Consider the following 26,507-nt stretch of genomic DNA (forward strand, 5'->3'; position numbering starts at 1 on the left):
TTAAAAGCTGGATCATAGATTTTTCGCCCTTGTTTCATACGTTAAAATTAAGGTTTTATGCTTAACTCTAACTGGAAGCTAAATTAGTATATCCAATTTTCATTTTATTAGTATTTATAAGGGTTAAGGATGGGACACCTTGATTTTTATGGGACACCAAAATAGGACACCAAAACTCAAGATTTAAGTAAGTTTGAGAGAAAATATATCAGAGTGAATTGGAATATTTCACAGAAATTTCACAAATGGGACACCAGAGAAAAAGTTGGGACACCTAAAAGTTTGCCTTAAAATTGAAAAATATTGAGATTTAAAAAACTTAGGATTTAAATAAGAATTGCTGTAAACTCCCATGAATAGGGTAGAAGTAGTATAAATAAAAAATCTCCCTTGAAAAAGAGAGATTTCTGTGGGTCCTGAGGGATTCGAACCCCCGACCCTCTGGGTGTAAACCAGATGCTCTGAACCAACTGAGCTAAGAACCCGAATTTTTTTTAAAGGTTTCGTTTCCTTTTCTGTGGGTCCTGAGGGATTCGAACCCCCGACCCTCTGGGTGTAAACCAGATGCTCTGAACCAACTGAGCTAAGAACCCCTTTATCGAGGTTTTCTCGATTAGAGTGCTGCAAATATACGACTTATTCAGAAACCTGCAAATTTTTTTCTAAAAATTCTCCCACTACAAAGTTGCTTCCTCCTATAAAAATCATTTCTTCATCTGTACATTGCTCTTTTGCAGAAAGATAAGAATCCTGCACAGAATCAAAAATTTTATAAGAAATTTTGGCTTGCATTAATAAGTTTTCATAATCGTCGGGGTGCCTGCCCCTGTGGATGGAGGGTTTTGCAAAATAAAACTCAGAATTTTCAGGTAAAATCTTCATTACATCATCGATTTTTTTATCATTTACAAAACCTAAGACGATATGCTTATGTTTTTTAATTGAATTTAATTGAGAAAAAACGTATTCCAATCCGGCCTGATTATGCCCTGTATCACAGATTGTCAAAGGATTTTTTGAAAATTCAAACCAGCGCCCGATAAATCCGGTGTTTTTATGAACATGTAAAAGCCCGCATTCAATGTTCTGATCGGAGATTGGGTAATTTAATTTTCTTAATTCTTTAATTAAGGCCAAAACTACTTTAATATTTTTTTTCTGATAATTTCCTTTTAAATCAGATGTTAGGTCTGTTTTTAATAAAGAAGCGTCAATGAAAGGAGCATTTTCTTTTTCAGCCTTATTTTTAATGATATTTTTTACGGTGTCATTTTCGTCTCCGGAAATAATTGATATGTTTTTTTTAATGATTCCTGCTTTTTCCCATGCAATTTCTTCAATAGTATCTCCCAGAATATTCTGATGGTCCAGCTGAACATTGGTGATGGCTGAAATCAGGGGCTTAATAATGTTTGTAGAATCCAGCCTTCCGCCTAAACCTACTTCAATAATTGCAAAATCCACACGCTGCTGATAAAAATATTCAAAAGCCATAATGGTGGTGAACTCAAAAAAAGAAGGACGAATGTCTTCCGGCAGTTTTTTCAGCTTTTGAATAAAATCAAATACAAATTCTCTATCACAATTCTTACCGTTTACTTTAATCCGTTCCGTAAAATCAATGAGATGGGGAGAGTTGTATAAACCTGTTTTATAACCCGACTCCTGGAGAACGGAAGCCAGCATATTGCTAGAGGACCCCTTACCGTTTGTTCCTCCAATGTGGATGCATTTGATTTTTTCTTGGGGATTCCCAAAAAATTCGCAAAGTTTTGTAATGTTATCCAATCCAGGCTTATAAGCTTTTTGACCATCAATCTGGTAATTCGGGGCCTGTACAAAAAGCCATTCTATGGCTTCCTGATATTGTTCGTTTGTCATGATGCAAAATTCTCAAAAGTTCCAGAAAAATGAAACAATAATTTTCCAAAAATGTAACTTTTTTATATTTAACTCGTCTAATTATGAAAAATCGAAATATGAAAAGAGTTTTGACTATTATTTTGGGATTATCTTGTCTAGTGGTGAATGCCCAGAAAAAGTGGTCTTTGAGAGAATGTGTAGACTATGCTACCAAGCATAATCTTCAGGTGATCCAAAATGAATATTCAAAACAAATGCAGGATCTGAATCTGAAAACAGCGAGGAGAAACTATCTTCCATCTGTTTCCGCAAGTATAGGAAATAATGTCAGCTTCGGACAGGCTTCATTAGGAACGGGAAGTATCCGAAACGACAGATTCAGCAATAATGCAAATATTGGCGCAGATATCCTTGTTTACAATAACGGAAGATTGGAAAAGCAGATCAGAAAAACAGAATTTGATGTAGAAGCCAGCCAATACGACATTGAGACCATTAAAAATGATATTTCTCTTCAGATTGCACAACAATATTTAACCACTCTATTAAATAAAGAGATTGTAAAAATTTCCCAAGCTGCTGTTGAAAATGCTCAAAAGCAATACGATAGGTCAAAAATCACAACGGATGTTGGTACTACAGCCCAAACCGTTTTAGCAGAAGCAGAAGCAGGTCTTGCAAGGGAAAAGCAGAATTTGAAAACGGCAGAAATCAATGTTGGAAGAAGCTTGTTTGCACTAGTGCAGCTACTACAGCTTGAAGAGTATAAAGATTTTGATGTGGAAGACGTAGATGTTCCGGATCAGCTTGCTCCACAATTGAAGTCTGTTGATGAGGTTTTAACTACGGCTTACGAAACCCAGCCGCAGATAAAAGCCGCGGAAAGCAGAATCAGGGCTGCGGAAGCTCAGACTGAAGTTACTAGAACGGCTTTTTGGCCAACGGTGACGGCAAGCGCGGGGGTCGGAAGTTTTTATAACAATCTTCTAAATACAGGGGTTACAGGCTATGATCAGCTTGGAAATCCAATTACTGAGCCTACTTTTTTCAATCAGTATAAAGATAATTTTGGGCAGAATGTAGGTGTTTCGGTAAACATTCCGATTTTCAATAAAGGAATTACCAAGCTTCAGGTAGAACAGGCCAAGCTAAATGAAAATATTGCTAAAACTACCTTGGAACAGCAGAAGCAAACGATAAGACAGAGTGTTCAGAAAGCCCAGTTTGACGTTGATGCGAATTATGAAATTTATTTATCTGCAGCTCAGGCTGAAAAAAGCACCAGGCTGGCTTTGGATTTTGCAGATAAAAGCTATGCGGCAGGGAGATCAACGATCTATGATATGAATATTGCAAGAAATAATTATGCAAATGCACAAGGGTCTGTGGCTCAGGCAAAATATAATTATCTTTTCAGTCTTAAATTATTGAATTTCTATGCAGGAATTCCATTAAGTTTGTAAAATGTCTATTCAATCATTAGAAAAATACTTACCTCAAAATACATCGCAATATTTAAAAGTCTGGTTTGCAGATTACTATATTCATATAAAAATTACGAGAAACAGGGATTCCAAATTGGGAGATTATCGTAAGCTTCCTGATAATTTTCATGAAATTACTATTAATTCTACGTTGAGTCCCCAGCTTTTTTTCTTCGTGCTTACTCATGAGCTCGCCCATCTTATTGCCTTTGAAAAATATGGCAGAAGAATTTCTCCTCATGGTAATGAGTGGAAAGAAACTTTCAGGCAGATGCTGCTGCAAAGCCTTGATGTGTATGAAGAAAATCTGAGGCCGATCATCATCAGATTTTCAAAATCTCCGAAAGCAAATTTCATGGCAAGCCCGGATTTGGTTAAATATTTTCACATTGAAAAACAAGATGATACTCATCAATTCATTGAAAAATTACAAAAAGGAGATTTCTTTATTTATCGGAATGAGAAGTATTTGTTAGAAGGTCTTATTAAAAAAAACTATCTTTGTAAGAACCTGGCTACGGGAAGAAAGTATTCTTTCAAGCCTTTAGTAAGGGTAGAAAAATGCACTTAAGAATGTCAAAATCAGATAGATATTGCGTGATTATGGCGGGAGGAATCGGCAGTAGATTCTGGCCTATGAGTACGCAGAAATTTCCGAAACAATTTCAGGATATTTTAGGAGTTGGGCGCACGATGATTCAGCAGACGTATGACAGAATCAGCAAGGTAATTCCTAATGAGAATATATTTGTGATTACAAATAAAGAATATGTAGAGCTCTCTCATCAGCAGCTACCGGAAATCCCTCAGGAAAACATTGTAGGAGAGCCTTTGCTGAAAAATACAGCACCTTGTAACCTTTACATGGCCAACAAGATTGCGGGTATTAATCCTGATGCCACGATGATCGTTTTACCAGCGGATCACCTGATTCTAAAGGAAGATACTTTTTTGGAAAAAGTAGAGATAGCGTTTGACCTTGCTTCGAAGCATGATTATCTGGTTACACTTGGCATTACACCTACAAGGCCGGATACAGGCTACGGATATATTCAGTTTGTAGACAGCCATAATTCGGATTATTACAAAGTGAAAACATTCACAGAAAAACCCATTTTGGAAATTGCAAAAAGTTTTCTTGAAAGCGGGGATTTCCTTTGGAATGCAGGGATTTTTATCTGGAATGTGAAAAGCATTCATCATGCTTTTGAGAAATATCTTCCCGAAATGACACAGCATTTCATGGCCTGCGAATACAATGCAGAGAGTGAAAAAAGCTGCATTGAAACCATTTATCCTAAGGTTCAGAAGATTTCTATTGATAACGGGATTTTAGAAAAAGCTAAAAATGTTTACGTAATTCCCGCCGATCTAGGCTGGAGTGATCTGGGAACGTGGACTTCCGTCTATGAAAATACGGAAAAGGATGAAAATCAGAATGCTGTGAAATTAAAGCATGTTCTCACCTATAATGCTAAAGGGAATGTTATCCGATTAAAAAACAATAATAAGGCGGTAATTATTGACGGATTGGAAAATTATATCATTGTAGATACCGATAAGGCCCTGCTTATTTGCCCAAGAGACAACGATCAGCTCATCAAAGAATATGTTCTGGATTTGAAAAGCCTAAAGAAAGGTGACAAATTCATGTAAAATTATTGGCATACTTTCTGCCTCGTTTTGGGTTATGAAAAAAAATAAATCTAAACTTATCATATTCGTTTTCTTCTTATTAGGAATATTCTCTTTCGGTCAGGAAAAGAAACAGTTTTTAGGAATTCAGAATATTTTACAGAAAATTACCCCGAACGGAAAGATTGATTCCTGGTTTTTGATCTATAACAGCTACGGAAAAGATAATGTTTTGGTAAGCTCAGGAAAGAAAAATTATACCCCTCAATCTTCGGGCTTTGATCTTTTTCCGGATGAGGACAGTTTTTATTATATTGTCTATTCCCAGGCCGGGAAAATGAATTATATAACAGATCTTGAAGGTCTTAAATCTTTTATAGGAAAAATTGACAACGTTGAAGAAGCAGCCATTAATGCAACTATTGACGGGTATTTCATAGATGAAGAATTCAAAGATATGGGCGGTAGCTATAGTGAAGACCAATCAAATTATTATCTGGATCTGGGGAAGCTTACTTCAAAAGAATGCCCTTATCAGAAAACACATTATACGTTAACGGTAAATAAATCTTCCGGAGAAATCATAAACATTAAAGATAACGGGCCTTATATTGAGCTTTATTATAAAAAGTGCACAAATAATCCGAGGCTATTGAAGCTCGAGAAAAAAGAAGAACCAAAAGATGAGCCTAAAAAGAAATCCACAAGACGCAGGTAATTTCTACGAAACAGAACGGTTGACCCTCCGTCCCATGTCCCTGGAAGACGGGGAATTTATCCTTGACCTTTACAACAGACCGAAATTTATTCAGTTCATTGGTGACCGAAACTTAAAGACAGTTGCTGATGCTGAAAATTATATTAAAAACAGATTTCTTCCTCAACTTGAAAAATTAGGCTTTGGAAATTATCTAATGATCACAAAAGAAGGAAATCATAAAATAGGCGGAGTGGGAATCTTTGAAAGGGAAGGCCTGGATGTGGTGGATATTGGATTTTCTCTTTTGGATGAATTTGAAGGGAAAGGATATGCCTATGAAGCTGCCGTAAAGCTAAAGTCCATCGGAATGGATGATTTTGGTTTAAAAAAGATTTCGGCAATTACCACAAAAGACAATCTTTCGTCGCAGAAATTAATTGAAAAATTAGGCTTGAAATTCCAGAAATTTGTTACAATTCCTGGTGATTCGGAGGAGCTGATGTATTACGAAACAGAGAATTAACATGAATATCACAAATATTTTCACTAACATTAAAAATTGTGAAATTACTCGTGTGTTAAGTATTAAAATTTAACCCTTCAAAATTTGCTCGGCCGCAGTTTTCGAAGTCACCTTTTCAATTACTCTCGTACAGATTCCATTTTCATCAAAAATAAAAGTGGTTCTTACAATTCCCATATACGTTTTTCCGAATGTGGTTTTCTGTTGCCAAACCCCAAATTTTTCTATGATGTCGTGGCTTTCATCAGCAATTAGATCATAAGGAAAAGCAAATTTGTTGTGAAAATTTTTCTGCTTTTTCACAGAATCCCCGCTTACTCCAAGAAGCTGATATCCAGCCTTTTTAAGCTTTGAGTAATTGTCACTCAGATTACAGGCTTCAACGGTGCATGTAGGAGTATTGGCCTGAGGATAAAAGAAAAGAACCAGTTTTTTTCCAATTAATTTTTCAGAATTTATCGTTTCCCCGTCCTGATTTGTTCCTTCAAATTGTGGTAAATGGTCTCCGACTTTCAACATAATATTTTAATTTTGTTCAAATTTAATGGTTAAATGACAAAAAAGCAAAGAGCCGCGCTAATCCAGACAGAATTAGAAAAATTATATCCTCAGGTTCCGATTCCGCTAGATCACACCGATCCTTATACTCTGATGGTTGCCGTGGCACTTTCTGCACAGACAACTGATAAAAAGGTAAATCAGGTTACGCCTGAGCTTTTTGCTGTTGCGGGAACACCGCAAAGAATGGCAAAACTGGAAGTGTTTGAAATAAAAGAACTCATCAAAGAAATCGGATTGGCAAACACCAAAGCCAAAAATTTGAAAAGGATGGCCGAACTTTTATTGGAAAGGCACAATGGAGTAGTGCCACAAACGTACGAGGAATTGGAAGCGCTTCCTGGAGTTGGTCACAAAACGGCTTCGGTGGTGATGAGTCAGGCGTTCGGATTTCCTGCTTTTCCGGTCGATACGCACATTCACAGATTGATGACGCAATGGAAGCTCACTTCGGGAAAGAACGTCGTAGAAACAGAAAAAGATGCGAAAAAAATCTGGAAAGAGGAGGTCTGGAATAAGCTTCACCTCCAGATTATTTTTTACGGAAGAGAGTATTCTCCCGCAAGAGGGAATGGAGAGAAGGATTTCATTACGAAAATGATGTTTGAAAATAACGAAAGCAAATAAGAGCGCACAATTCCCCTCCATCGGAGGGGTGGCGAAAATTCAAAGAATTTTTGACGGGGTGGTCAATTCAGCCATAATTTAAAAATTACTCCGCGTCCAATAATCTTCTATGATAATTAATTTGTCCCAAATGATATTCCAAATGTCCGATCAAGTGGATCATAAAATATTCAGTTGTCATAGGATGACCAAAGGGTTCAAGCGGATAGTTTTTTTCAAGATCTTCTGCAGATAATTTATCAAGTGTTGAGGTTACCGCTTCAAGCGTTCCTTCGATTTTCTCGATCAATTCTGTTCTTGGAATGTCCTTTAAAGAAAATTCAAGGTCACGCTGTCGTATGTATCCGGAATTTCCGAGGACTGCACCAAAGAAATGGCTTAGATTTCCCACCAAATGAAGGGTTAAATTTCCTGCAGAATTTAGAATATTTTTATCAATTTTCCATAGGTTTTCTTCGTTTTGATAAGATTCGATTTCCAATTTTAATTTATTTAAATCTCTTGTGTAAAGGGATTTTAGACTCTCTATTATCATTTTTTCTAATTGTTATTGTTTAAAGTTTTCTTTAAATCTAAAAGTGAATCATGAAGCTTTCGTAATCCTCTTGTTCCCATTCCACCATAATCATTGATTGTCTTTACTTTTAAATTATCGTAAGTTACTTTTAAAGTTGTTGTTCCTGCATCAGAGTAGCCAACACTATAATCATCCGCAAGATTTTCAAAATCAATATAATTTAATAAGTCAATAATTTCTTTAAATTTTTCTTTTGAGAGTTGAGAAGAATAAACCTTACGATATTCATCATCATCAAGAGTCCAAGTTATATCTCGATTTGAAATTATTTCTATTTTGGTTGTAGAACGATCCCAATGAGATCCTCTTGTTATAAATTCTATTTCTAGAATATTGTGTCTTTTGGGATTGGGATTTTCTTCAATAAAATCTCCATTTTTATAAATTAGATTTTCTTTGATTAGTTTACTCAAACTTCCATATCTATCTAGGACTTTTACGCTGTAATATTCTATTTTATTATTCTTTACAGCAGAAAACGCACATTGCTCATACAAGTTTATCTTTACTTACATTTTTCGATTCAAAATGGTCTCCTTTGTCTAAAATATAAATCGTTTTTGCTCCTTCAGAATAGGTTCCTGTTACTAAGAGATCTGTTAATCCGTTATTGTCAAAGTCTACTTTCCCCCAAGTTTGTTTTAATTTTAAGCTGTCTGCAATAACATTGCAATACCAGTCATAATTAATTTTATCATCTACGGTTAGAAAATAATTTATTTTATTTTCGTCGTTTCTAATAAAATTTTCAAGATCTTTTGTCGATATTAATGAATCAATTCTACTTAATTTTTGGGATTGAAAATTAAATAAGGGATAAAAAAATAATATGAAATAAAATGTTTTCATCAAAAAAAATTGAAATGTAAATCTAAACAAAAAAGCCACAAAAATTAATTTGCGACCTTAATATTTTAATGTGGAATTTCCTCCAACAAAATCTCGTTTCCTGCCTTATCGTAGTAAATACAAGTGAATTTATCCAGATCAACAATCCATTTTTCGATTCCTGTTTCTGCGCAATCTTGGCAAAATTTCATGTAATTTGTCTCTCCCTTCTGATGACTTTTAAGTTGTTGTATAAACTTTTTTTTATCAGAATCATCAGCAATCGTTAAATCTTCATATTGTGGTTTTGAAGTTGTAGTAAAATCCGTTTCTCCAAAATATTGGGTGTGACTATCTTTCACCCAAGTTTCAAAAGATTTTACACCCATTTTCTTGATTTCCTGAATATAATTCGGAAAATCTGCTCCCGTTTTTACTTTATCGTGAGCATTTTCAATTTGTTCTACTGTAAACATTTTTCTTCGTTGTATTTTTTAATTTAAAGTAAAAGATCCTTCGACTTCGCTCAGGATGACACGGGCAAGTTATTCTCAATAAAGTTTATAATATTTAAAAATTATTTCTGTTTCTTCGCCCAAAGCTCCATTTTTCTGTTCAAAACATCCAAAGGAAGACATCCCTGACTCAAAATCTCATCATGGAATTTTGCCAGACTGAATTTATTTCCCAGTTCTTTCTGGTATTTTTCTCTCAATTCACGAATCCTCAAAGACCCGATTTTATAACCCAACGCCTGTCCCGGGATCGCCATATATCGTTCCACTTCGGCAGTTGCGCTTGCTTCGTCATAGGAAATATTGCTCAGAAAATATTTTATGGCTTCTTCTCTCGTCATTTTTCCGGTGTGCAGGCCTGTGTCTACCACCAGTCTCACGGCTCTTAACATTTGATCACTCAAATAGCCCATTTTTTGGTAAGGATCAGTATAAAGCCCGAATTCCGGACCTAAAGTTTCACAATAATGTGCCCAGCCTTCACCATAAGCCCCAAACCAGCCGAATCTCATGAATTTTGGAAGTTTCGTGTTTTCCTGTTGCAAAGAAACCTGATAATGATGCCCCGGAATAGCCTCGTGTAAAAACAAAGATTCCATTCCTGATGTCACATTAAACTTTGAAGGATCGGGAAGGGGAACGTAGAAAATTCCCGGTCTTTTTCCGTCCGGCGTTCCCTGAATGTATTCTGCACTCGCACTTGCTTCCCGGAATTTTTCTGTCTGCCTGATCTCAAATCCTGTTTTCGGAGTTACAGAGAACATGGTTTTCAGTTTTGGAGTAATTTTAGTTAAAATTCCATTAAAAGCGGCCAAAACTTCCTTTGAAGTCTTATAAGGCATCGCCTTTGGATCTGTTTTCACAAAATTGATAAATTCTTCCAATGTCCCAGTGAAGCCAACCTGCTGCTTTACTTTTTCCATTTCTGCGCGGAGCATTGCCACTTGCTGGAGCCCGATTTTATTGATCTCTTCAGGAGATTTATCCGTTGTAGTCCAGCTTTGTACATAGTATTGATAGATTTCCTTTCCATTCGGAAGGCTGTTGTATCCGTCTGTTTCTCTTGCTTTTGGCAGGTATTCCTTTTCCAGGAAATTACTCATTTTGGTGTATGCAGGAATAACTTTTTTGGTAATTGCCTCCGAATACAGCGCTGTAAACTTCTCTTTTTGCTCTTTTGTGAAATCTTTCGGAAAATTTTTAATAGGCCCGTAGAAAATATTCTTATCCAAATCTGTTGTAATGATTTCCTCGGCTCTCATTTGAGGAATCATTTTGATAACCAGCTTTTTAGGTAGCACCATTTTATTGCTGATTCCATCACGGAAATTATCTGCCGCAGCATTCATCCAATCCGGAAATTTTTCCATTCTTTTCAACCAGTCGCTGTAGTCTTTTTCAGTTTTAAAAGGCTGGCTTCCCTGCCCACTTCCGTATAACGGAAAATTCAGCGGCAGTCCTCCAAATTGTGTAAAAGGAATATATTCGGGGTGATAAGAATATCCCTTGACATAGTCTTTTAATGTATAATTCAATACATCGTAAACTATTTTATCTTCATCAGAAAGACTTTTATAATCAACATTTTCCAGTTGTTTTAAAACAGAATTATAAAAATTAACCTCCCCCGAAATAAAATCCTTATCAATATTAATGGGCAGCTGGTCATTATATCGCAAATCACCCTGGGCCGTAGCGTTTAAAGGATATAATTTCAAATATTGCTCATAATAATTAGATGCAATGGAGTCCAGGTTGGAAGGAGTAACTTTCGTTAAAGGAGAATCATACTTCTTGCAGGAAACAAGGCCTATGATCACCCCGATTCCTAAAATACTTTTAGATAAAAAATTTTTCATTTTCAGAATATTTGTGAAAGCAAATGTAAATATTTAAAGAATACAAGTTGTAAAAAGATATTTGGCTTATATCAAAGTTTAAACAACTTTAGTAAAAGATTTAAAAATAAAGGTAAAAATATAAATCTGCAGTATTAATTATGGGCAATTTTGAAAAAATAATTTTCAAAAAATTTTTCACATTCAATCTATTTTTTATCTTTGCTTAAAACGTTTAACAATCATACTATTACAGTTCTTTTTTAAGAAATAATGAAAGGGATTTTAAAAATTTACCATCCGGACGAAACGCTAAAGTACAATATCAGAAACACTTATTGTAAAGCGATTTACAGCAACCAACAACACTTTTTAGAGGTTGAAATTATTACGGATGACAGTCTGGATCATGTAGACGACGACTCTTTACAGTACAATTTTCCACAACTTTCTATGGAAATTTTCGATTTTCCGATCGAATCAGGCGATATCGAAGGAAAGATTATCAATATCAATGATTCTGAGGGAGATACTTACACAGAAGTAGACCTTTTCGATGATGAAGAAGCATTTATTTATGATAACAAGCTTCATTTCGAGAAAAACGAAGAGGGCGAGCTTCAAGTGATGTGGGAAGGAACCATCGACGATTTCTATACAGGATCAGATACACCACTTCCTTTTAAGCTAAAGTGCGAATTCAAGCAAGACGAAATTGAGGTAGACGAAGATTAATTTCAATCTTTTTTCTCATTTTTATATCAAATTTCTTTTCAAATACTTTTTTGGAAAGAAATTTGCTGTTTATGAAAATAACAAACTTTAAGTTGTTTTTAAGCAATTTTTAAGAGTTCAATTCATAATATTCCACTATTTTTGTCGTTAAAACCTTTATAAAAATACACATTAAATGCTGTTAACGGAAATTACTCAGATTTTATTTGCACAGGTTGCTGCGCCTGCAGTAGCGGCAGACGATTTAGAATTTTCATTTTGGAAGATCATGTTCCACGGAGGAGCTTTCGCTAAAATAGTGATGGTAACCGTTTTGCTGCTTGGTGTATTTTCCGTATATCTGTTTTTTGAACGTTTTTTCTTTATTAAAAGATTAACTACGAAAACGGATGCGAATTTTATGGATAATATTGAAGATTTCATTAAAGAAGGAAAAATAGAATCCGCAGCAGATTACTGCAAAAGGCAAAATTCACCGGAAGGAAGGATTCTGGAAAAAGGAATTTCAAGATTGGGACGCCCCGTTTCAGACATTGTAAGCGCCATGGAAGCCCAGGCTCAGGTAGAGGTAGCCAATATGGAAAAAAACCTGAACCTTTTGGCTGTAGTACCAAGTATTGCTCCGATGCTCGGGCTTTTGGGTACGGTTATCGGGATGATTATTGCTTTCTTCAACTTGTCCCATGCCACCGGATCTTTCTCTCCAAAAACCTTGTCTGAAGGTATTTATACAGCATTGGGACAGACTGCAGTAGGTCTTGCAGTAGCTATTCCGGCTAATTTTTTCTACAATATACTCTTGACGAGAATTGATAAATTTGTATTAAAAGCACAGAATATGTCTGGAGAATTTTTAGATCTTATCAACAAACCTTTATAAATCTTCAGTATGAAAATTCAAAGAAGAAATAAAGCAAATCCGGAATTCAGTTTAGCAGCGATGACAGACGTTATCTTGCTGATGCTGATATTCTTTATGATTACATCTTCTGCGGCTAATCAAAGCGCAATTGATGTGAAATTACCGAAAGCCGGAGCTGTTGATGATAATATTCCGAATCCTTTGACGGTAAGCATAAAACCAGACGGATCTTATTTTGTAGATGACAATCCAGTAAACAAAGCTGAGCTGGAGCAAATGATTGTGAATAAGCTGACGAATCAGGCCAACAAATCTTTCACGATAAGGGCAGATGAAAATACGATGCATAAAGATGTGGTTTTTGTAATGGAAATTGCCGAAAAACATAAATTCAATATCGCCATTGCAACGGTTAAAGATAAATAGTACTTCGGAAAATTACGGAAAAGACCATGTTAAAATGAGAAGCTATATTGTAAACAAAGACGAGGAAAAAAGAGACAGGATAAAGAGTGCCCTACTTTCTATCCTCCTCTGGTCTGCCATTCTGTTATTTGTTTTTTTATATAAACTAAAGCCGGAGCTTGATCAGGAACCGGAAGTGGTTACGACAATGCTTGTTAATTTCGGGGATAAAAGGAACGGAAATGGAGTGGAAGAGCCAGCCGACCAACCCGGAAGCCTTGCCTCTGCTACAGAAGAGATCACCTCGGAACCTGCAGAACCTGCCGTTCCTGAAACTAAAACAGTGATCAAGCCGGAACCGCAGCCTGAAACTAAGAAATCTGAAACAAAAGAGAAAATTATCACAGGAAATAACTCTAAAGTAAAAGTCCCTAAAAAAGAAGATTCAAAATCCAATAAAAAGTCTGCTGCAAGTACAAGTGCGACTAAAAATACCAAAAAAGCCGGCGCCACGACAGCCAATTCAAAAACCGGAAACGGCGACGGAAAAGGAACGGCAGCCATCGGGAACCTAATCCGAGGCAGAGGGACAAAAGCCGGAAGCCAGGGAGATGGGACAGGAATTGGGAATGCCGGGGATCCTTTGGGAGGTGAAGGAAATGGAGACAGTAAAGTAGGTGTTGACCGAAAGCTGGTCGGGTTCATCCCCGGAACAATGGGAAGAGGAGGCGCACAACCTGCAAACAATTGCACGGCAAGCGGAACTATTACCATTGCCTACACAGTAGATAAAGCAGGAAATGTAGTTTCAGCGAGAAGAGCAGGCGGAACATCAGATCCCTGCATCAGCTCAAATGCGATTTCATGGGTTAAGAAATATGTAAAAGCCGAGAAGGCCAATGTTTCTTCTACCGGGACTTATAAAATTACCTTCTAAAATACCAAAGCACTTTATTCAAGTGCTTTTTTTATTTCCGAAATTCTGTTAATAACCGGCAATGCAAAGATTCCACTGGTTTGAAGATACAATTCGTAGAACGTTTTTGCTTTGTCTAAAAATTCATTGTTTTGAGTTGCTTTTCCGTTGAAATAGAAAAGATTTCCCAACATTTCATAATAATCTTTGTGGTCTCTTTCCTGTCTTTCGTTAACGATTTCGATGATTTCTTCTTTCGATTTAGATGAAAGAGTCGTGAAGTCGAACTTGAAAATATCTTTCATTAAAGATTCAAAATCCAGTTCTTTTTGCATTAAACTTTCTTCAGGTTTATCTAAAATCAGTTTTTCTAACGCTTGAGTTAGCTGGCGTATTAATCTTAATGTGAATTCTTTATCTGTGATCATAATTTTGTTTAAATTTTAAAGTAATGGTGATTTTGAGAACTTCAACCACCAATTAGATTTTAATTTTGTCAGGCTAATATACGCAATCGGTGGCTGAGGTACTCTAAGCCACATTCTCCTTTAAGCAAAGAAAAGATAAGCCAAAGCAATCGAAGTAATAACACCTACCAAATCTGCCAAAAGCATGGCAATTACCGTGTATCTCGTATTCTTCACGGCTACTGCACCAAAATAAACTGCGATCACGTAAAACGTCGTATCTGAGCTTCCCTGGAGTACCGCCGCCAATTTCCCCTGAAAACTGTCTGCTCCGAAAGTTGACATCGTATCAACCATCATTCCACGGGCTCCGGACCCGGATAAAGGTTTGATTAGAGCTGTTGGAAGTCCGTCCACAAAACGCGGATCGAGGCTGGCTACATTAGCAACCCACTTCATCCCGTCAATAATTACATCAAAAACTCCCGAAGTTCTTAGCAAAGAAATGGCAATCAGCATTCCGACTAAATAAGGAATAATCTTCACACAAGTGGTAAAGCCTTCTTTTGCTCCCTCGATAAAAGAATCAAAGACATTGATTTTTTTGTACACTGCACCAAGAACTATCGCCAGGAAAATAAAGAGAATCAATCCGTTACTTAAAATTTTACTAAAATCATCCAGTTCATCCTTACTTAGTTTAGTCAAATATAAAACCAGCAAACCAATAACTGCCGAAATTCCACCCACATAAGCAATAACCACAGGTCTTAATAGATTGATTTTCTGATATAAGGAAACAATGATCATCGCAGCCAAAGTCGCCGCAAAAGTAGCAATCATACACGGAAGAAAGATATCCGTCGGGGTTTTTGATCCCATCGAAGCCCGAATCGCAATAATAGAAACAGGAATCAGTGTCATCCCTCCCGCATGAAGGCATAAAAACATGATCTGTGAATTGCTTGCTGTATCTTTATTAGGATTAAGCGTTTGAAGGCTTTCCATGGCTTTTAAACCAAATGGCGTTGCTGCATTATCCAAGCCCAGAAGATTAGCGCTGAAATTCATCAACATATGTCCAAAAGCCGGATGGTTTTTCGGGATATCGGGAAATAATTTTGAGAAAAAAGGTTGAATCAACCTGCTTAAAAGATTAATTCCACCGGCTTTTTCCGCAATACTCATGAATCCCATGAATAAGGACATAATTCCAATTAAGCCTAAACAGATTTTCACGGCGGTTTCAGATGTTCCGATCACACCGTCTGCTTCCTGAATGCGGTAAATTTTTACATCCTGCTGTAAAGAATCGGTTTTATAATGAATTCTGTTGTCGGCAAAATCAGGCTTTTTCATCAAACTGTCTCGCACAATCGGAGCGAGCGTATTCATTTTCTGAGTCGCAATCTGTACTGTATCACCGCCTTTTCCTACCACCATATCATTGAAGATGGTTTTGTAATGGCTTGATGAAATGTATTTTATACTTGCAATGGCAATGGCAACAATAATAAATGCCGACCAAATTCTGCTGAGAACCATTCGATTAAATTATAATTGTTTAAACTTATCAAAAAAACTTCAGATTACAAAAAAAGGGAAGATTTTTAAGGATTTTTTCCATCAATAAGAACGGGCTTTAGCCCGTTTAAAAAAAATCGGAAGTATCAGAATTGGCTTTAGCCAAAACTTAAAAAATAGAGCATAAGATATAGGGAGCTAGATTCTGAACGAAGCGAAAGCAGAGTGAAGAATGAAAAGGCAAATGTTTGAAATTTAATGAAATTATTACTTTTCATCAAGATAAACCAAAAATCCATCAAAATCATTATCTACACTTTTCAGAACTTTTGCATCTTTCATTTTCTTTTCTAAACCATCAATAAAAAAACTTTTTTCGAAAAACTGACGGTGAATACCGGGTAATAACTCCCTATAATAATCCATTCCGAATTGATTGTTGTGAAGATCCATTTTAGTTTCTAAAGGCTTATTTGGAAACAGCTCTTCGTGCATATCAGTAATTTTTTTACAGAAATCAAGAGCTTTTTCGGGAGAGGATACCTTAGAGCAATACATGGTAATAAAACAGCACCACAATGCGTGTCTGAAAGCATTTCCAATTCCGTTATTAGAAGCAGTTTTAGGGAATTTTTTCTGTGCAATGGTATATGCCTGAACTGTAGCATGAAAACTTAATAAAGAAAAAATAGGATGGAGGAGAATAAGTGATAAAAGACGGATAATTTTTTTAAAACTTAATGTCCGGATCGTATTAAAAAGCATTCTAAAAGTCCTCATAAATAAAAATCTCTCCCCAATTAGAGAGAGATTATAGTATTTTGTTACAATTGTTAAGCATTTGCTGCCAATAATTTCATTGTTTTAGAAACGGTATCTCTGATTTCGGTTCTTTTTACGATGAAATCAACAAACCCTTTCTCCTGTAGGAACTCCGATGTCTGGAAACCTTCCGGTAAGTCTCTACCGATTGTTTCACGGATTACCCTTGGTCCTGCAAACCCGATCAAAGCGCCTGGTTCAGCCATAATGATATCTGCTGTCATTGCAAACGAAGCCGTAATACCTCCGAAAGTAGGATCACAAAGATAAGCAATGTATAAAAGTCCTGCTTCTGAAAGCTGGGCTAGTTTTGCCTGTACTTTTGCCAACTGCATCAAAGAATATGTAGCTTCCTGCATTCTTGCGCCACCAGACTGGCAAATAATCATGTAAGGAAGCTTATGTTTGATACAATAATCTACCGCTCTTCTGATTTTTTCTCCCATTACAGAGCCCAAAGATCCTCCAATAAAAGCGAAATCCATGCACGAAACTACCATTTCAGCGCCTTTTACAGTTCCCACTGCATTTCTGATGGAGTCGGTAAGTTTTGTTTTTGCTTTTACTTCTTTCAGACGGTCTGTATAAGACTTAGTGTCTTTGAAGTTCAGCATGTCTATACTTTCAACATTAGCGTCCAGTTCAGTAAATTTACCATCATCGAAAAGGATATCAAAAAATTCTGCACTTCCTATTCTTACATGAAATTCGTCTTCCGGAGAAACGTAGTTATTTCTCTTCAATTCATCATGTTCTACCACTTTTCCTGACGGAGTCTGATGCCAAAGACCTTTGGGAACATCCTTTTTTTCATCAGTAGAAGTCGTAATGTTTTTTGTTTTTCTTTTAAACCAGTCGAATGCCATTTATTAAATTTTAGATTTTAGATTTTGAATTTTAGATTTTAAAGATCATTTAAAATTTATAATCCAAAATTTATAATTTATTTTAAAGCGTATTTACGTTATTTAAGTCTTCAAATGCTTTTACCAGTCTTGTAGAGAAAGTTTCTTCTCCTTTTCTCACCCAGACTCTCGGATCGTAGAATTTCTTATTTGGTTTTTCTTCTCCCTCCGGATTTCCGATTTGAGTTCTTAAATAATCAACATTGTTAATCATATAATCTCTTACGCCTTCTGTATAAGCAAACTGAAGGTCTGTATCGATATTCATTTTGATAACACCATAGTCAATCGCTTCTCTTATCTCTTCCAAAGTAGATCCGGAACCTCCGTGGAATACGAAGTTAACAGGCTTCGCAGCAGTTCCGAATTTTTCCTGAACATATTTCTGTGAATTGTCAAGGATTTTTGGTGTAAGAACGACATTTCCGGGCTTATAAACTCCGTGTACGTTTCCGAAAGCCGCTGCAATTGTGAAATTGTCAGAAATAGCTTTAAGTTTTTCATAAGTATAAGCTACATCTTCCGGCTGAGTATATAATTTTGAGTTATCAACATCTGAGTTGTCAACACCATCTTCCTCTCCCCCTGTAACCCCGATTTCTACCTCAAGGGTCATCTGCATCTTAGCCATTCTTTCAAAATATTTAGCAGAAATTTCGAGGTTTTCTTCTAAAGATTCTTCAGAAAGGTCAAGCATATGAGAAGAGTAAAGAGATTTTCCTGTTTGTTTAAAGAATTCTTCGTTAGCATTCATTAATCCGTCAATCCAAGGCAATAATTTCTTTGCACAGTGGTCTGTGTGAAGAATTACAGTAGCTCCGTAAGCTTCGGCAAGTGTATGAATATGTTTTGCACCTGCAATTGCCCCTAAGATAGCAGACTTTTGTCCGTCGTTGCTTAATCCTTTTCCTGCATTGTAAGCAGCTCCTCCGTTTGAGAACTGGATAATAACAGGTGAGTTTAATTTTGCTGCTGTTTCCATTACCGCGTTTACATTGCTAGAACCGATCACGTTTACTGCAGGTAATGCAAATTTGTTTTCTTTAGCATGTTGAAAAATATCGGTAACTAACTGACCTGTGGCAACTCCTGCCGGGAAAATTCTGCTCATGTTTTACTTTTTAATATAAATTATTAAGGTGTTTTTTTAATTTCTGTAAAGGTAATCATTTTTAAGATATTCTTAGTTTCTTTTGTCTTTCCCCCAAAGCAGCTTCTGGCGAATGGTTTCATAAAAGCTCAGATTATTTGGCTGTACAAGTAAAATTTGGAAATTCGCCTTTCTAATCACAATTTCTTTGTCTGTTTCTATATGAATCAACCGCGAATCCAGCGAAAGGGAATATTGCGAAACCCTACTTTCTACTTTAAATTTTATTTTAACTCGGTCATTCACTACCAATGGCCTTACATTCAGGTTGTGGGGAGCGATAGGGGTAATCACGAAATTTTCGTTGTTGGGAGATATAATCGGGCCTCCACAGCTTAAAGAATAAGCCGTAGAACCAGTTGGTGTAGAAACGATAACACCGTCGCCCCAGAAAACATTTAAAAATTCGTCATTAATATAAGAATCCACTGTTACCATGGATGTTGTTTCTTTTCTGGAAACAGTGACATCATTTAATGCATACGGAAAAAAATTGTCTAATAGAGGAGAAACTACTTCAATGACAGATCTGCGGCTCGTTTTTACATCTCCTTTTAAAATAGAATCTAGCTCTTTGAAAGCTTCTTCTTGGGTAAAGCTTGCCAGAAATCCTAATCTTCCGGTATTTACTCCTACAATAGGGATTTCAAGATCTTCGATAAAGGTTAAAGAGTTTACGATCGTTCCATCCCCGCCGAAGGTGAAAAATAAATCAACCTCTTTGTCTACCAGGTCTTGCTTGCAATTAAAGGTTTCGAAAATCTTTGAAAACTGAAGAGCTTCTGCCATCTCATTATACAAAACTGCTCTCACATTTCTGTTTTCCAACTCGGAAATAAATTTGCTTAAATATAAAAAAGTATCAAGATCTTTTTTCTGAGAGTATATGGCTGCCTTCATTAGTATTAAATTTCTATGAATTTTTGGAAAAACCCAAATCTATCCTGAAGCAAATCAGATTTTTCATCAGAATAATACTTCTGAACGATTCTATAATCGTACCGATCGAATGTTTCATCAATGGAGCTTAGGTTTTCATTGCTGATTTTTATTGTCACCTGGATCACTTCGTCTGACATGAAACTGATAAATGCTCCGTAAAATTTGGAATTATTACTTTCCACAATATTCGCAATCTCTGTCATGGAATATTTCTTTGAGGTGGTCTCAACAGTAAGAATCGCTCCGGATTCTGAAAACAATGGATATTTCGACAAATCCTGGAAGATATCCTCACAGCTTATATATCCCAAATACTTTTCAGTTTTATTAATCACGGGGATCACATTAGCGTTAAAAGTATAAAAAAGGCGAATACTATCCATAATATTGCTATCCTCAGGAATTGCGAAACGCTCAATCTGATGTTTCAGGTCTTTTAGGGTACCTTCTTCTTCATAGAGAAAATCTTCTGCAAGAGCACCGTAAAAATGATTAGATTTTTTGATGAAAATATGAGAATATCCAAATGCTTCTAACATGTCCCTTGCTGATTCGATAGAATCAGTAAGGCTAAAACATGGGTAATCTTTTGAGATATAGTCCTTGATAAACATTGTGCTAATTTAAAAAAAATCAACGAAATTTTTTCTGAAACCGTATATTTTTTCTAGCTAAATCAAAAAATTGATTTTAAAATTTGTTTGTGAAGAAAAAAAAGCTACCTTTGTAGCCTTTCATTTTTACTTTTTATTAGATTTATTTCAAACTGCACTGTCTGTAAGACTTCTGCAGTTTTTTATTTTAAGGCTTCTGCAAAATTTCGTTAATTTCAACAAAGTTCGCAAAGGTTTTTAAATTTGTAAATTGGTTTTAAGCTTGCAACGAGGTTATGCTCAACAAAGAAAACAAGGCTTTGATTAAAAGCTGTCATTATATTTTCTACTTCAGAATTTTTGCAAACTCCCACATTATAATTCCGCCGCAGACACTTACATTTAAGGAATGTTTTGTTCCCAACTGCGGAATTTCTATAAAAGAATCAATGTTCTGTAATGCTTCATCGCTGATACCTTCCACTTCGTTTCCAAGGATAACAGCGTATTTTTTTGATTTATCTATCGTGAAATCTATGATCATCCGGCTGCCGGTTGTTTGTTCGATACCAATTACTTCAAACCCTTGAGATTTTAGATCATTAATTGCCGTATTAATATCACTTTCATAGCTCCAGTCAACACTTTCCGTAGCTCCTAAAGCGGCTTTATGAATTTCACGATGAGGAGGCTGAGGCGTGATACCGCAAAGAATAATTTTCTGGATCAGAAAAGCATCTGCCGTTCTAAAAGTAGCACCTACATTATGCATGCTTCTGATGTTATCTAAAACCACTATCAAAGGGATTTTTTTAACGTTTTTGAATGTTTCTACATCGATCCTGTTGAGCTCTTCTAGTTTTAATTTGTGTACCAATTTTTCCTGTATTAGTAAGATTATTTCAAGGTGCAATTTACCAATTACCTGTTAAATAAAAAACCGGTTCTAGTGGAAATGGTTATTATAAAGATTAATGCTTTGAAATAATTGACTTACATGCCTCAGGTTGCAGATAAAGTTGTCCGGAGGAGTAGAGTGGTTGCTTGGGTTTTGTACATTTGTCTCTTTCGGATATTTGTCTAGTCCGGAAGCTTCTTTTATAGGTTAAAATTTTCCCCTTCAAATTGAAGAATGTTCCTTTCTTGCAACCAATTTTGTTGCACTGCAAAATAGCCCGCGTACCATAGGCATGGGCATATTTTATTTCTGGAATAGTTTTGAATTTAAGTTAATATTATGTGTTGGATTCTAAGTATTACTTAATCATATAAACTAATTCTTAGTTGGAATTACTAAAAAAAAATGTATCAGTTTTTCAGTAAAAAAAGGTTTATTTTTATTAAAGAAAATTCACTAATTTGTGATTAAAAAATAATTTAGCTATTTGCCAGATATTAAAGGAGTTATTTAATAATTAAACAAGCTGATTTAAAATTGTCTTACTTTTTTGAATTCATGATCTGATAAACGCTTTTCTCAATATTCTGGGCAATGGTTTCCATAGGAATATCATTTTCATCATTGTTAAAAGGGTCTTCAATCTCTTCAGCAATTAGTTCCAGGCTCATTAAAACGTAATAAACAAAAATTGTTAAAGGGATTATAAAAAAACCAATGGAAATAACATAAGCAACAGGTAAAGCCAAAACATAGAAAATAATAAATTTCTTCACAAAGGATGAATAAGAATAAGGAATAGGTGTATTTTTAATCCTTTCGCAGCCACCGCAGACATCAAGAAAACCAGAGAGTTGTGTATCAAGATACAGCATTTCCACATCTGATATTTTCCCCTGTTTTTTTAATTGATTTAATTTGTGTGTCAAAAGAATAACGATCTCGCTCGGCCCATGATGCCTGATGTATTCCTCAATTTCAGAATAATCTTCATCCAACGCCAGCCTGGTGGACTCTTTTGAAAGATGTTTTGCCAGAAAATGCGGAAAAAATTTTAAATATCTTGCAATTTGCTTTGCATCATTTCTGTCATTTTCCAGTATGACATTAATTTTTATTGCAAAATTTCTTGTATCATTGACGAGCTTTCCCCAGAGCTTTCTACCTTCCCACCATCTGTCATAAGCCGTATTGGTCCTGAAAACCAGAAGTAAAGAAAGAACAAAACTCAACAGGGAGTGAATAAGGCTCACATTACTCACCGCAGATTTTGAAGAAAGATGAAGATACTCTATTTCCAGATACTCAATGCCCCAGGAATACAAACCCACCAATAGCATCGTTGGGAAAAGGATTTTCAGGGTGTCACTTTTATGTAAGCTGAAAAGGATTTTCAGGAAATGTTTGGTATTGTAAACTCTCATAAATCGCGTTATCACTACAAATATAATTTTTTCATTTGATCCTTTCTTTACAATAAAGCATAATTTTTTTTCAGGGCGTTCACTCTTTGAACGAATATTAATACTTAAATCTCTTTGAATTTAAAAAAAACACTATTTTTATTCCACATTTTAATTACCCACAAAATGATCCTCGAAAACGTAGATGTTGTAACAGATATTAGTAAAGAAGATTTTCAGAAAAATTATTTCAAAAAGCATAAGCCGCTTCTGATTAAAAACTTTGCGAGCCGTTGGGATGCCTTCGACAAATGGAATTTTGATTTCATCAGGGAAAAAGCAGGTGATCAGGATGTTCCTTTGTATGATAACAAGCCTGCGGATGCCTCTAAAAGCTCAGACGCACCGGTAACTCACATGAAAATGAAGGATTATATTGATACGATTAAAAGCAAACCTTCAGATCTCAGAATTTTTTTTTACATCATCACCGACCGCCTTCCGGAGTTGTTGAAAAATTTCACTTATCCGGATTTAGGGATGAAATTTTTTAAGCGCCTTCCCACTTTGTTTTTTGGAGGGAGTGAAGCACATGTTTTAATGCATTATGATGTGGATCTGGGAGATTTTTTGCATATTCATTTTGAAGGTAAAAAAAGGATACTTTTATTTGACCAAAAACAGTCTGCGTTTTTATATAAAGTTCCACTTTCGGTTCATACAGTTTATGATGTAGATTACGAAAACCCTGATTATGAAAAGTTTCCGGCTTTAAGGCATGCTAAAGGTTTTGAAATTTTCATGGAACATGGCGATGCGCTTTTTATTCCAGGGGCGTTTTGGCATTTCAACCGATATTTAGAACCAGGATTTTCATTGTCGCTTCGTGCGCTTCCAAATAAACCGAATATTTTTGCAAGTATGCTGTATCATGTTTTTATCATGAGATATACGGATAAACTGATGAGAAAGATTTTCAAAGCTAAATGGGTGAATTATAAACAAAAATGGGCTTATGAGAAAAGCTCGAAGGCTTTAGCCCAAAAAAGTATTGATACGACAAACCTAACAGGTTTTTAAAACCTGTTAGGTTTCATAGTCCGGACTAGGTAAATTCTTTAAAAAGACAAGTCTTCCAAAAAGCTTTATTCCTTCTATTTTATTTCATATTTTTACCGACCTAAATTTTAAGAACGATTTTAATGGCAAAGGCAGCGAAGAAAGAAACCCCTTTAATGATGCAGTATAACACCATCAAGGCGAAATATCCTGATGCGCTTTTACTATTTAGGGTGGGGGATTTTTATGAGACTTTCGGGCAGGATGCCATTAAAACATCCCAAATTTTAGGAATTGTTCTTACCAAAAGAGCCAATGGTGAAGGGCATATCGAGTTGGCCGGATTTCCTCACCATTCCGTAGATTCTTATCTTCCGAAACTGGTAAGAGCCGGTATGAGGGTTGCGATCTGTGATCAACTGGAGGACCCCAAAATGGTCAAGGGAATTGTAAAAAGAGGTGTGACGGAATTAGTGACGCCCGGAGTTACCTTCAATGACCAGGTTCTTAATTCAAAAAAGAATAACTTTCTGCTTTCTCTTCATAAGGAAAAAGAAAAATTCGGGATTGCTCTGGTGGATATTTCTACAGGGGAATTTCTGGTAAGCGAAGGGAATTTAGAAAAATTATTTCATATCGTCAATACTTTTGATCCGAGTGAAATTATTTATCAGCGAAGTATCCAGATTCCGGAACAGATTAAAAATAAAAATGCTTTTAAACTTGAAGATTGGGCTTATCAATATAATTTTGCCTACGAAAAACTGACGAATCACTTTAAAACCAATTCGTTAAAAGGTTTTGGTGTTGAAAATCAGCCATTGGCTATTACGGCAGCGGGAGCAATTTTCGCATATTTGGTTGAAGATACACATCACAATTTATTGTCCCACATTACCAAAATTCAGATCATTCCGCAGGAAGATTTCCTGATGATGGACAATTTTACATTGAGAAATCTTGAAATTGTTTATCCAAGCAATCCACAAGGAAAATCATTATTAGATATCATCGACAAAACCTCAACTCCGATGGGAGGAAGACTGTTGAGACGAAGAATTATTTTGCCTTTAAAATCTGTAAATGAAATCAATAGAAGACTTTCTTTAATTGATTTTTTAAACGAAAATGATCATCTTAAATATGAAATTTCACAACTTTTAAAATCAATTTCCGATCTGGACCGATTGATGGGAAAATTGGCGGCAGAAAAAATTTCACCTAAAGAATTAGGATATCTTCGCCAAAGTTTAATTAATATTCACAAGATCAAAGCGTTGCTTCATCCTCATGCTGATATTTTGGCTTGGCTGGATCCGCTTTACGATCAGAATGAATTGATCAAATGTCTTCAAAATCACTTGAATGATGAACTTCCGGTTAACTTAACGAAAGGAAATGTCATTAAGGAGGGGATTTCCGAAGAGCTGGACCGATTAAGAGGACTTCAATCCAAAGGTCGCGGTTTCTTAGACGAAATGTGCCAAAGAGAAATCGAAAGAACCGGAATTTCAAGTTTAAAAATTGATTTTAATAATGTTTTCGGATATTATATTGAAGTCCGAAATACGCATAAAGATAAAGTTCCAAGCGATTGGCTCCGAAAACAAACGTTGGTCAATGCCGAACGTTATATTACTGAAGAGCTGAAAGAATATGAAAACCAGATTCTTGGAGCGGAAGAAAAAATCGGGGTTTTAGAAAACGAACTCTACAGAAATATTTGTTCTGAAACGATGATTCATATTGACCAGATTCAGGAAAATTCCAAGATTATTGCTCAATTGGATGTTGCTGTCGGTTTGTCTGAACTTGCTGTTTCTGAGAGTTATACAAAACCCGTTTTAACGGAAAGTTTCTCAATTGATTTAAAAGAAGCAAGACACCCAATCATTGAAAACGCGCTTCCCTTAGGCGAAAAATATATTCCGAATGATATTTTCTTAGATAAAGATTCTCAGCAGATCATCATGGTAACCGGGCCTAATATGGCGGGTAAATCGGCGATTCTTCGTCAGACGGCGATTGTTTGTCTTTTGGCTCAGATCGGAAGTTTTGTTCCTGTGAAACACGCTGAAATAGGCATTTTAGATAAAATTTTTACAAGGGTTGGTGCCACAGATAATATTTCTGCTGGTGAATCAACTTTTATGGTAGAAATGAATGAAGCGGCAAATATTCTGAATAATATTTCCGAAAGAAGTTTAATTCTTTTAGACGAAATTGGCCGCGGAACCTCTACGTATGACGGGGTTTCCATCGCATGGGCTATTGCAGAATATCTTCACCAGCACCCAACGCAGGCAAAAACGTTATTTGCAACGCATTATCATGAATTAAATGAAATGACCGTAAATTTTGAAAGAATTAAAAACTTCCACGTTTCCATTCAGGAGAATAAAGGAAATATTATTTTTCTGAGAAAACTAATTCCCGGAGGAAGCGAGCACAGCTTTGGTATCCATGTGGCCAAACTGGCGGGAATGCCTTCAAAAGTCGTGAACAGAGCCAATGAAATTTTAAAAACTTTGGAAGCAAGCCGTTCTCAAAGCGGTGGCTCTTCTGAAAAAATTAAAAGAGTGACAGAAGAAAATATGCAGCTGTCTTTCTTCCAATTGGATGATCCTGTTTTGGAAAATATTCGTGAGGAACTGACGAAAATTGACATCAATACGCTTACTCCGATTGAAGCTTTAATGAAATTGAATGCGATTAAGAAAATGATTGGGGGATAAGAT

Annotated in this window: 28 protein-coding genes and 2 tRNA genes; 12 read left to right on the forward strand and 18 right to left on the reverse strand. The window is 35.9% G+C overall.

The window, feature by feature from the left end:
* Positions 1-410 precede the first annotated feature (410 nt).
* The 3 genes from BW926_RS04125 to BW926_RS04135 form a co-directional block, all read right to left on the reverse strand.
* Positions 411-485: transfer RNA gene (locus BW926_RS04125), tRNA-Val, on the reverse strand.
* A gap of 33 nt (positions 486-518) precedes the next feature.
* A tRNA-Val gene (locus BW926_RS04130) sits at positions 519-593 on the reverse strand.
* A 43-nt stretch (positions 594-636) separates the two neighbouring features.
* Positions 637-1,881: a bifunctional folylpolyglutamate synthase/dihydrofolate synthase gene (locus BW926_RS04135; protein WP_076444462.1), complete on the reverse strand. Its 1,245-nt coding sequence runs from the start codon at positions 1,879-1,881 to the stop codon at positions 637-639.
* A gap of 98 nt (positions 1,882-1,979) precedes the next feature.
* Here BW926_RS04135 and BW926_RS04140 point away from each other — a divergent pair, with 98 nt between their 5' ends.
* From BW926_RS04140 to BW926_RS04160, 5 genes are read left to right on the forward strand one after another with little or no spacing between them, the layout of a single operon-like run.
* On the forward strand, positions 1,980-3,326 hold the full coding sequence (locus BW926_RS04140) for a TolC family protein (RefSeq protein WP_076444710.1): 1,347 nt from the start codon (positions 1,980-1,982) through the stop codon (positions 3,324-3,326).
* 1 nt (position 3,327) lies between these two features.
* A complete protein-coding gene (locus BW926_RS04145) occupies positions 3,328-3,918 on the forward strand; it encodes a SprT-like domain-containing protein (protein ID WP_076444464.1) in 591 nt (196 codons plus the stop codon).
* A gap of 2 nt (positions 3,919-3,920) precedes the next feature.
* Complete coding sequence (locus tag BW926_RS04150; RefSeq protein WP_228403391.1) at positions 3,921-5,003, forward strand: mannose-1-phosphate guanylyltransferase; 1,083 nt, start codon at positions 3,921-3,923, stop codon at positions 5,001-5,003.
* A 34-nt stretch (positions 5,004-5,037) separates the two neighbouring features.
* Positions 5,038-5,700, forward strand: coding sequence for a hypothetical protein (locus tag BW926_RS04155; RefSeq protein ID WP_076444466.1), 663 nt, complete (start codon positions 5,038-5,040; stop codon positions 5,698-5,700).
* Positions 5,666-6,205: a GNAT family N-acetyltransferase gene (locus BW926_RS04160; RefSeq protein ID WP_076444468.1), complete on the forward strand. Its 540-nt coding sequence runs from the start codon at positions 5,666-5,668 to the stop codon at positions 6,203-6,205. Before BW926_RS04155 ends, BW926_RS04160 begins: the two co-directional genes overlap by 35 nt.
* A 69-nt stretch (positions 6,206-6,274) precedes the next feature.
* Here BW926_RS04160 and bcp read toward each other — a convergent pair whose 3' ends face one another.
* A complete protein-coding gene (bcp, locus tag BW926_RS04165; RefSeq protein WP_076444470.1) occupies positions 6,275-6,724 on the reverse strand; it encodes a thioredoxin-dependent thiol peroxidase in 450 nt (149 codons plus the stop codon).
* A 33-nt stretch (positions 6,725-6,757) separates the two neighbouring features.
* On the opposite strand from bcp, the gene nth reads away from it, so the two are divergent.
* Positions 6,758-7,390, forward strand: a complete 633-nt coding sequence (gene nth, locus BW926_RS04170) for an endonuclease III (protein WP_076444472.1) — start codon at positions 6,758-6,760, stop codon at positions 7,388-7,390.
* 85 nt (positions 7,391-7,475) lie between these two features.
* Here the strand turns inward: nth and BW926_RS04175 are convergent, their stop codons facing one another.
* From BW926_RS04175 to BW926_RS04195, 5 genes are all read right to left on the reverse strand, one after another.
* The gene (locus tag BW926_RS04175) at positions 7,476-7,925 is read right to left on the reverse strand and encodes a DinB family protein (protein WP_076444474.1); all 450 of its coding nucleotides are present in this window, start codon (positions 7,923-7,925) and stop codon (positions 7,476-7,478) included.
* A 5-nt stretch (positions 7,926-7,930) separates the two neighbouring features.
* Positions 7,931-8,380 (reverse strand): DUF6438 domain-containing protein, encoded by a 450-nt coding sequence (locus tag BW926_RS04180; RefSeq protein WP_143756497.1) that lies wholly within the window; start codon positions 8,378-8,380, stop codon positions 7,931-7,933.
* Positions 8,381-8,456: 76 nt separating this feature from the next.
* The gene (locus tag BW926_RS04185) at positions 8,457-8,816 is read right to left on the reverse strand and encodes a hypothetical protein (RefSeq protein WP_076444478.1); all 360 of its coding nucleotides are present in this window, start codon (positions 8,814-8,816) and stop codon (positions 8,457-8,459) included.
* A 65-nt stretch (positions 8,817-8,881) separates the two neighbouring features.
* Positions 8,882-9,271: a DUF1398 domain-containing protein gene (locus BW926_RS04190; RefSeq protein ID WP_076444480.1), complete on the reverse strand. Its 390-nt coding sequence runs from the start codon at positions 9,269-9,271 to the stop codon at positions 8,882-8,884.
* A 101-nt stretch (positions 9,272-9,372) separates the two neighbouring features.
* Complete coding sequence (locus tag BW926_RS04195; RefSeq protein WP_076444482.1) at positions 9,373-11,169, reverse strand: DUF885 domain-containing protein; 1,797 nt, start codon at positions 11,167-11,169, stop codon at positions 9,373-9,375.
* Positions 11,170-11,421: 252 nt separating this feature from the next.
* Here BW926_RS04195 and BW926_RS04200 point away from each other — a divergent pair, with 252 nt between their 5' ends.
* The 4 genes from BW926_RS04200 (at position 11,422) to BW926_RS04215 (ending at position 14,087) form a co-directional block, all read left to right on the forward strand.
* Positions 11,422-11,883: a hypothetical protein gene (locus BW926_RS04200; RefSeq protein ID WP_076444484.1), complete on the forward strand. Its 462-nt coding sequence runs from the start codon at positions 11,422-11,424 to the stop codon at positions 11,881-11,883.
* 175 nt (positions 11,884-12,058) lie between these two features.
* The gene (locus BW926_RS04205; protein ID WP_076444486.1) at positions 12,059-12,763 is read left to right on the forward strand and encodes a MotA/TolQ/ExbB proton channel family protein; all 705 of its coding nucleotides are present in this window, start codon (positions 12,059-12,061) and stop codon (positions 12,761-12,763) included.
* A 9-nt stretch (positions 12,764-12,772) separates the two neighbouring features.
* Complete coding sequence (locus tag BW926_RS04210; protein WP_076444488.1) at positions 12,773-13,171, forward strand: ExbD/TolR family protein; 399 nt, start codon at positions 12,773-12,775, stop codon at positions 13,169-13,171.
* 34 nt (positions 13,172-13,205) lie between these two features.
* Positions 13,206-14,087 carry an energy transducer TonB gene (locus tag BW926_RS04215; protein WP_076444490.1) on the forward strand — a complete coding sequence of 294 codons (882 nt, stop codon included), beginning with the start codon at positions 13,206-13,208 and terminating at the stop codon, positions 14,085-14,087.
* A gap of 14 nt (positions 14,088-14,101) precedes the next feature.
* On the opposite strand, the gene BW926_RS04220 is transcribed toward BW926_RS04215, so the two are convergent.
* The 9 genes from BW926_RS04220 to BW926_RS04260 form a co-directional block, all read right to left on the reverse strand.
* The gene (locus tag BW926_RS04220) at positions 14,102-14,494 is read right to left on the reverse strand and encodes a hypothetical protein (protein WP_076444492.1); all 393 of its coding nucleotides are present in this window, start codon (positions 14,492-14,494) and stop codon (positions 14,102-14,104) included.
* Between the two features lie 120 nt (positions 14,495-14,614).
* Positions 14,615-16,018 carry a nucleoside recognition domain-containing protein gene (locus BW926_RS04225; RefSeq protein ID WP_076444494.1) on the reverse strand — a complete coding sequence of 468 codons (1,404 nt, stop codon included), beginning with the start codon at positions 16,016-16,018 and terminating at the stop codon, positions 14,615-14,617.
* Between the two features lie 246 nt (positions 16,019-16,264).
* A complete protein-coding gene (locus BW926_RS04230) occupies positions 16,265-16,777 on the reverse strand; it encodes a DUF6973 domain-containing protein (protein ID WP_076444496.1) in 513 nt (170 codons plus the stop codon).
* Positions 16,778-16,830: 53 nt separating this feature from the next.
* Positions 16,831-17,685 (reverse strand): acetyl-CoA carboxylase, carboxyltransferase subunit beta, encoded by an 855-nt coding sequence (gene accD / locus BW926_RS04235; protein WP_076444498.1) that lies wholly within the window; start codon positions 17,683-17,685, stop codon positions 16,831-16,833.
* An 82-nt stretch (positions 17,686-17,767) separates the two neighbouring features.
* Positions 17,768-18,835, reverse strand: a complete 1,068-nt coding sequence (gene fbaA / locus BW926_RS04240) for a class II fructose-bisphosphate aldolase (protein WP_076444500.1) — start codon at positions 18,833-18,835, stop codon at positions 17,768-17,770.
* Between the two features lie 72 nt (positions 18,836-18,907).
* The gene (locus tag BW926_RS04245; RefSeq protein ID WP_076444502.1) at positions 18,908-19,774 is read right to left on the reverse strand and encodes an NAD kinase; all 867 of its coding nucleotides are present in this window, start codon (positions 19,772-19,774) and stop codon (positions 18,908-18,910) included.
* A 5-nt stretch (positions 19,775-19,779) separates the two neighbouring features.
* Positions 19,780-20,430: a CBS domain-containing protein gene (locus BW926_RS04250; protein ID WP_076444504.1), complete on the reverse strand. Its 651-nt coding sequence runs from the start codon at positions 20,428-20,430 to the stop codon at positions 19,780-19,782.
* Positions 20,431-20,755: 325 nt separating this feature from the next.
* The gene (locus tag BW926_RS04255; protein WP_076444714.1) at positions 20,756-21,286 is read right to left on the reverse strand and encodes an RNA methyltransferase; all 531 of its coding nucleotides are present in this window, start codon (positions 21,284-21,286) and stop codon (positions 20,756-20,758) included.
* Between the two features lie 563 nt (positions 21,287-21,849).
* Positions 21,850-22,731 carry a bestrophin family protein gene (locus BW926_RS04260; RefSeq protein ID WP_076444506.1) on the reverse strand — a complete coding sequence of 294 codons (882 nt, stop codon included), beginning with the start codon at positions 22,729-22,731 and terminating at the stop codon, positions 21,850-21,852.
* Between the two features lie 165 nt (positions 22,732-22,896).
* On the opposite strand from BW926_RS04260, the gene BW926_RS04265 reads away from it, so the two are divergent.
* The gene (locus tag BW926_RS04265) at positions 22,897-23,790 is read left to right on the forward strand and encodes a cupin-like domain-containing protein (RefSeq protein ID WP_076444508.1); all 894 of its coding nucleotides are present in this window, start codon (positions 22,897-22,899) and stop codon (positions 23,788-23,790) included.
* Positions 23,791-23,912: 122 nt separating this feature from the next.
* Positions 23,913-26,504: a DNA mismatch repair protein MutS gene (gene mutS, locus BW926_RS04270; protein WP_076444510.1), complete on the forward strand. Its 2,592-nt coding sequence runs from the start codon at positions 23,913-23,915 to the stop codon at positions 26,502-26,504.
* Positions 26,505-26,507 lie beyond the last annotated feature (3 nt).

It is taken from the genome of Chryseobacterium sp. RU37D (assembly GCF_900156075.1).
Classification (GTDB): Bacteria; Bacteroidota; Bacteroidia; order Flavobacteriales; family Weeksellaceae; genus Chryseobacterium.

Excerpts from the sequence above, each read along its gene's own strand:
- accD (WP_076444498.1), bottom strand. The coding sequence starts at position 17,685 with ATGGCATTCGACTGGTTTAAAAGAAAAACAAAAAACATTACGACTTCT.
- BW926_RS04175 (WP_076444474.1), bottom strand. The coding sequence starts at position 7,925 with ATGATAATAGAGAGTCTAAAATCCCTTTACACAAGAGATTTAAATAAA.
- bcp (WP_076444470.1), bottom strand. The coding sequence starts at position 6,724 with ATGTTGAAAGTCGGAGACCATTTACCACAATTTGAAGGAACAAATCAG.
- nth (WP_076444472.1), top strand. The coding sequence starts at position 6,758 with ATGACAAAAAAGCAAAGAGCCGCGCTAATCCAGACAGAATTAGAAAAA.
- BW926_RS04250 (WP_076444504.1), bottom strand. The coding sequence starts at position 20,430 with ATGTTTATCAAGGACTATATCTCAAAAGATTACCCATGTTTTAGCCTT.
- BW926_RS04245 (WP_076444502.1), bottom strand. The coding sequence starts at position 19,774 with ATGAAGGCAGCCATATACTCTCAGAAAAAAGATCTTGATACTTTTTTA.
- BW926_RS04215 (WP_076444490.1), top strand. The coding sequence starts at position 13,206 with ATGAGAAGCTATATTGTAAACAAAGACGAGGAAAAAAGAGACAGGATA.
- BW926_RS04150 (WP_228403391.1), top strand. The coding sequence starts at position 3,921 with ATGTCAAAATCAGATAGATATTGCGTGATTATGGCGGGAGGAATCGGC.
- BW926_RS04230 (WP_076444496.1), bottom strand. The coding sequence starts at position 16,777 with ATGAGGACTTTTAGAATGCTTTTTAATACGATCCGGACATTAAGTTTT.
- BW926_RS04225 (WP_076444494.1), bottom strand. The coding sequence starts at position 16,018 with ATGGTTCTCAGCAGAATTTGGTCGGCATTTATTATTGTTGCCATTGCC.
- BW926_RS04200 (WP_076444484.1), top strand. The coding sequence starts at position 11,422 with ATGAAAGGGATTTTAAAAATTTACCATCCGGACGAAACGCTAAAGTAC.
- BW926_RS04265 (WP_076444508.1), top strand. The coding sequence starts at position 22,897 with ATGATCCTCGAAAACGTAGATGTTGTAACAGATATTAGTAAAGAAGAT.
- BW926_RS04190 (WP_076444480.1), bottom strand. The coding sequence starts at position 9,271 with ATGTTTACAGTAGAACAAATTGAAAATGCTCACGATAAAGTAAAAACG.
- BW926_RS04155 (WP_076444466.1), top strand. The coding sequence starts at position 5,038 with ATGAAAAAAAATAAATCTAAACTTATCATATTCGTTTTCTTCTTATTA.
- BW926_RS04195 (WP_076444482.1), bottom strand. The coding sequence starts at position 11,169 with ATGAAAAATTTTTTATCTAAAAGTATTTTAGGAATCGGGGTGATCATA.
- BW926_RS04205 (WP_076444486.1), top strand. The coding sequence starts at position 12,059 with ATGCTGTTAACGGAAATTACTCAGATTTTATTTGCACAGGTTGCTGCG.
- mutS (WP_076444510.1), top strand. The coding sequence starts at position 23,913 with ATGGCAAAGGCAGCGAAGAAAGAAACCCCTTTAATGATGCAGTATAAC.
- BW926_RS04145 (WP_076444464.1), top strand. The coding sequence starts at position 3,328 with ATGTCTATTCAATCATTAGAAAAATACTTACCTCAAAATACATCGCAA.
- BW926_RS04260 (WP_076444506.1), bottom strand. The coding sequence starts at position 22,731 with ATGAGAGTTTACAATACCAAACATTTCCTGAAAATCCTTTTCAGCTTA.
- BW926_RS04210 (WP_076444488.1), top strand. The coding sequence starts at position 12,773 with ATGAAAATTCAAAGAAGAAATAAAGCAAATCCGGAATTCAGTTTAGCA.
- BW926_RS04160 (WP_076444468.1), top strand. The coding sequence starts at position 5,666 with ATGAGCCTAAAAAGAAATCCACAAGACGCAGGTAATTTCTACGAAACA.
- BW926_RS04140 (WP_076444710.1), top strand. The coding sequence starts at position 1,980 with ATGAAAAGAGTTTTGACTATTATTTTGGGATTATCTTGTCTAGTGGTG.
- BW926_RS04135 (WP_076444462.1), bottom strand. The coding sequence starts at position 1,881 with ATGACAAACGAACAATATCAGGAAGCCATAGAATGGCTTTTTGTACAG.
- BW926_RS04185 (WP_076444478.1), bottom strand. The coding sequence starts at position 8,816 with ATGAAAACATTTTATTTCATATTATTTTTTTATCCCTTATTTAATTTT.
- fbaA (WP_076444500.1), bottom strand. The coding sequence starts at position 18,835 with ATGAGCAGAATTTTCCCGGCAGGAGTTGCCACAGGTCAGTTAGTTACC.
- BW926_RS04220 (WP_076444492.1), bottom strand. The coding sequence starts at position 14,494 with ATGATCACAGATAAAGAATTCACATTAAGATTAATACGCCAGCTAACT.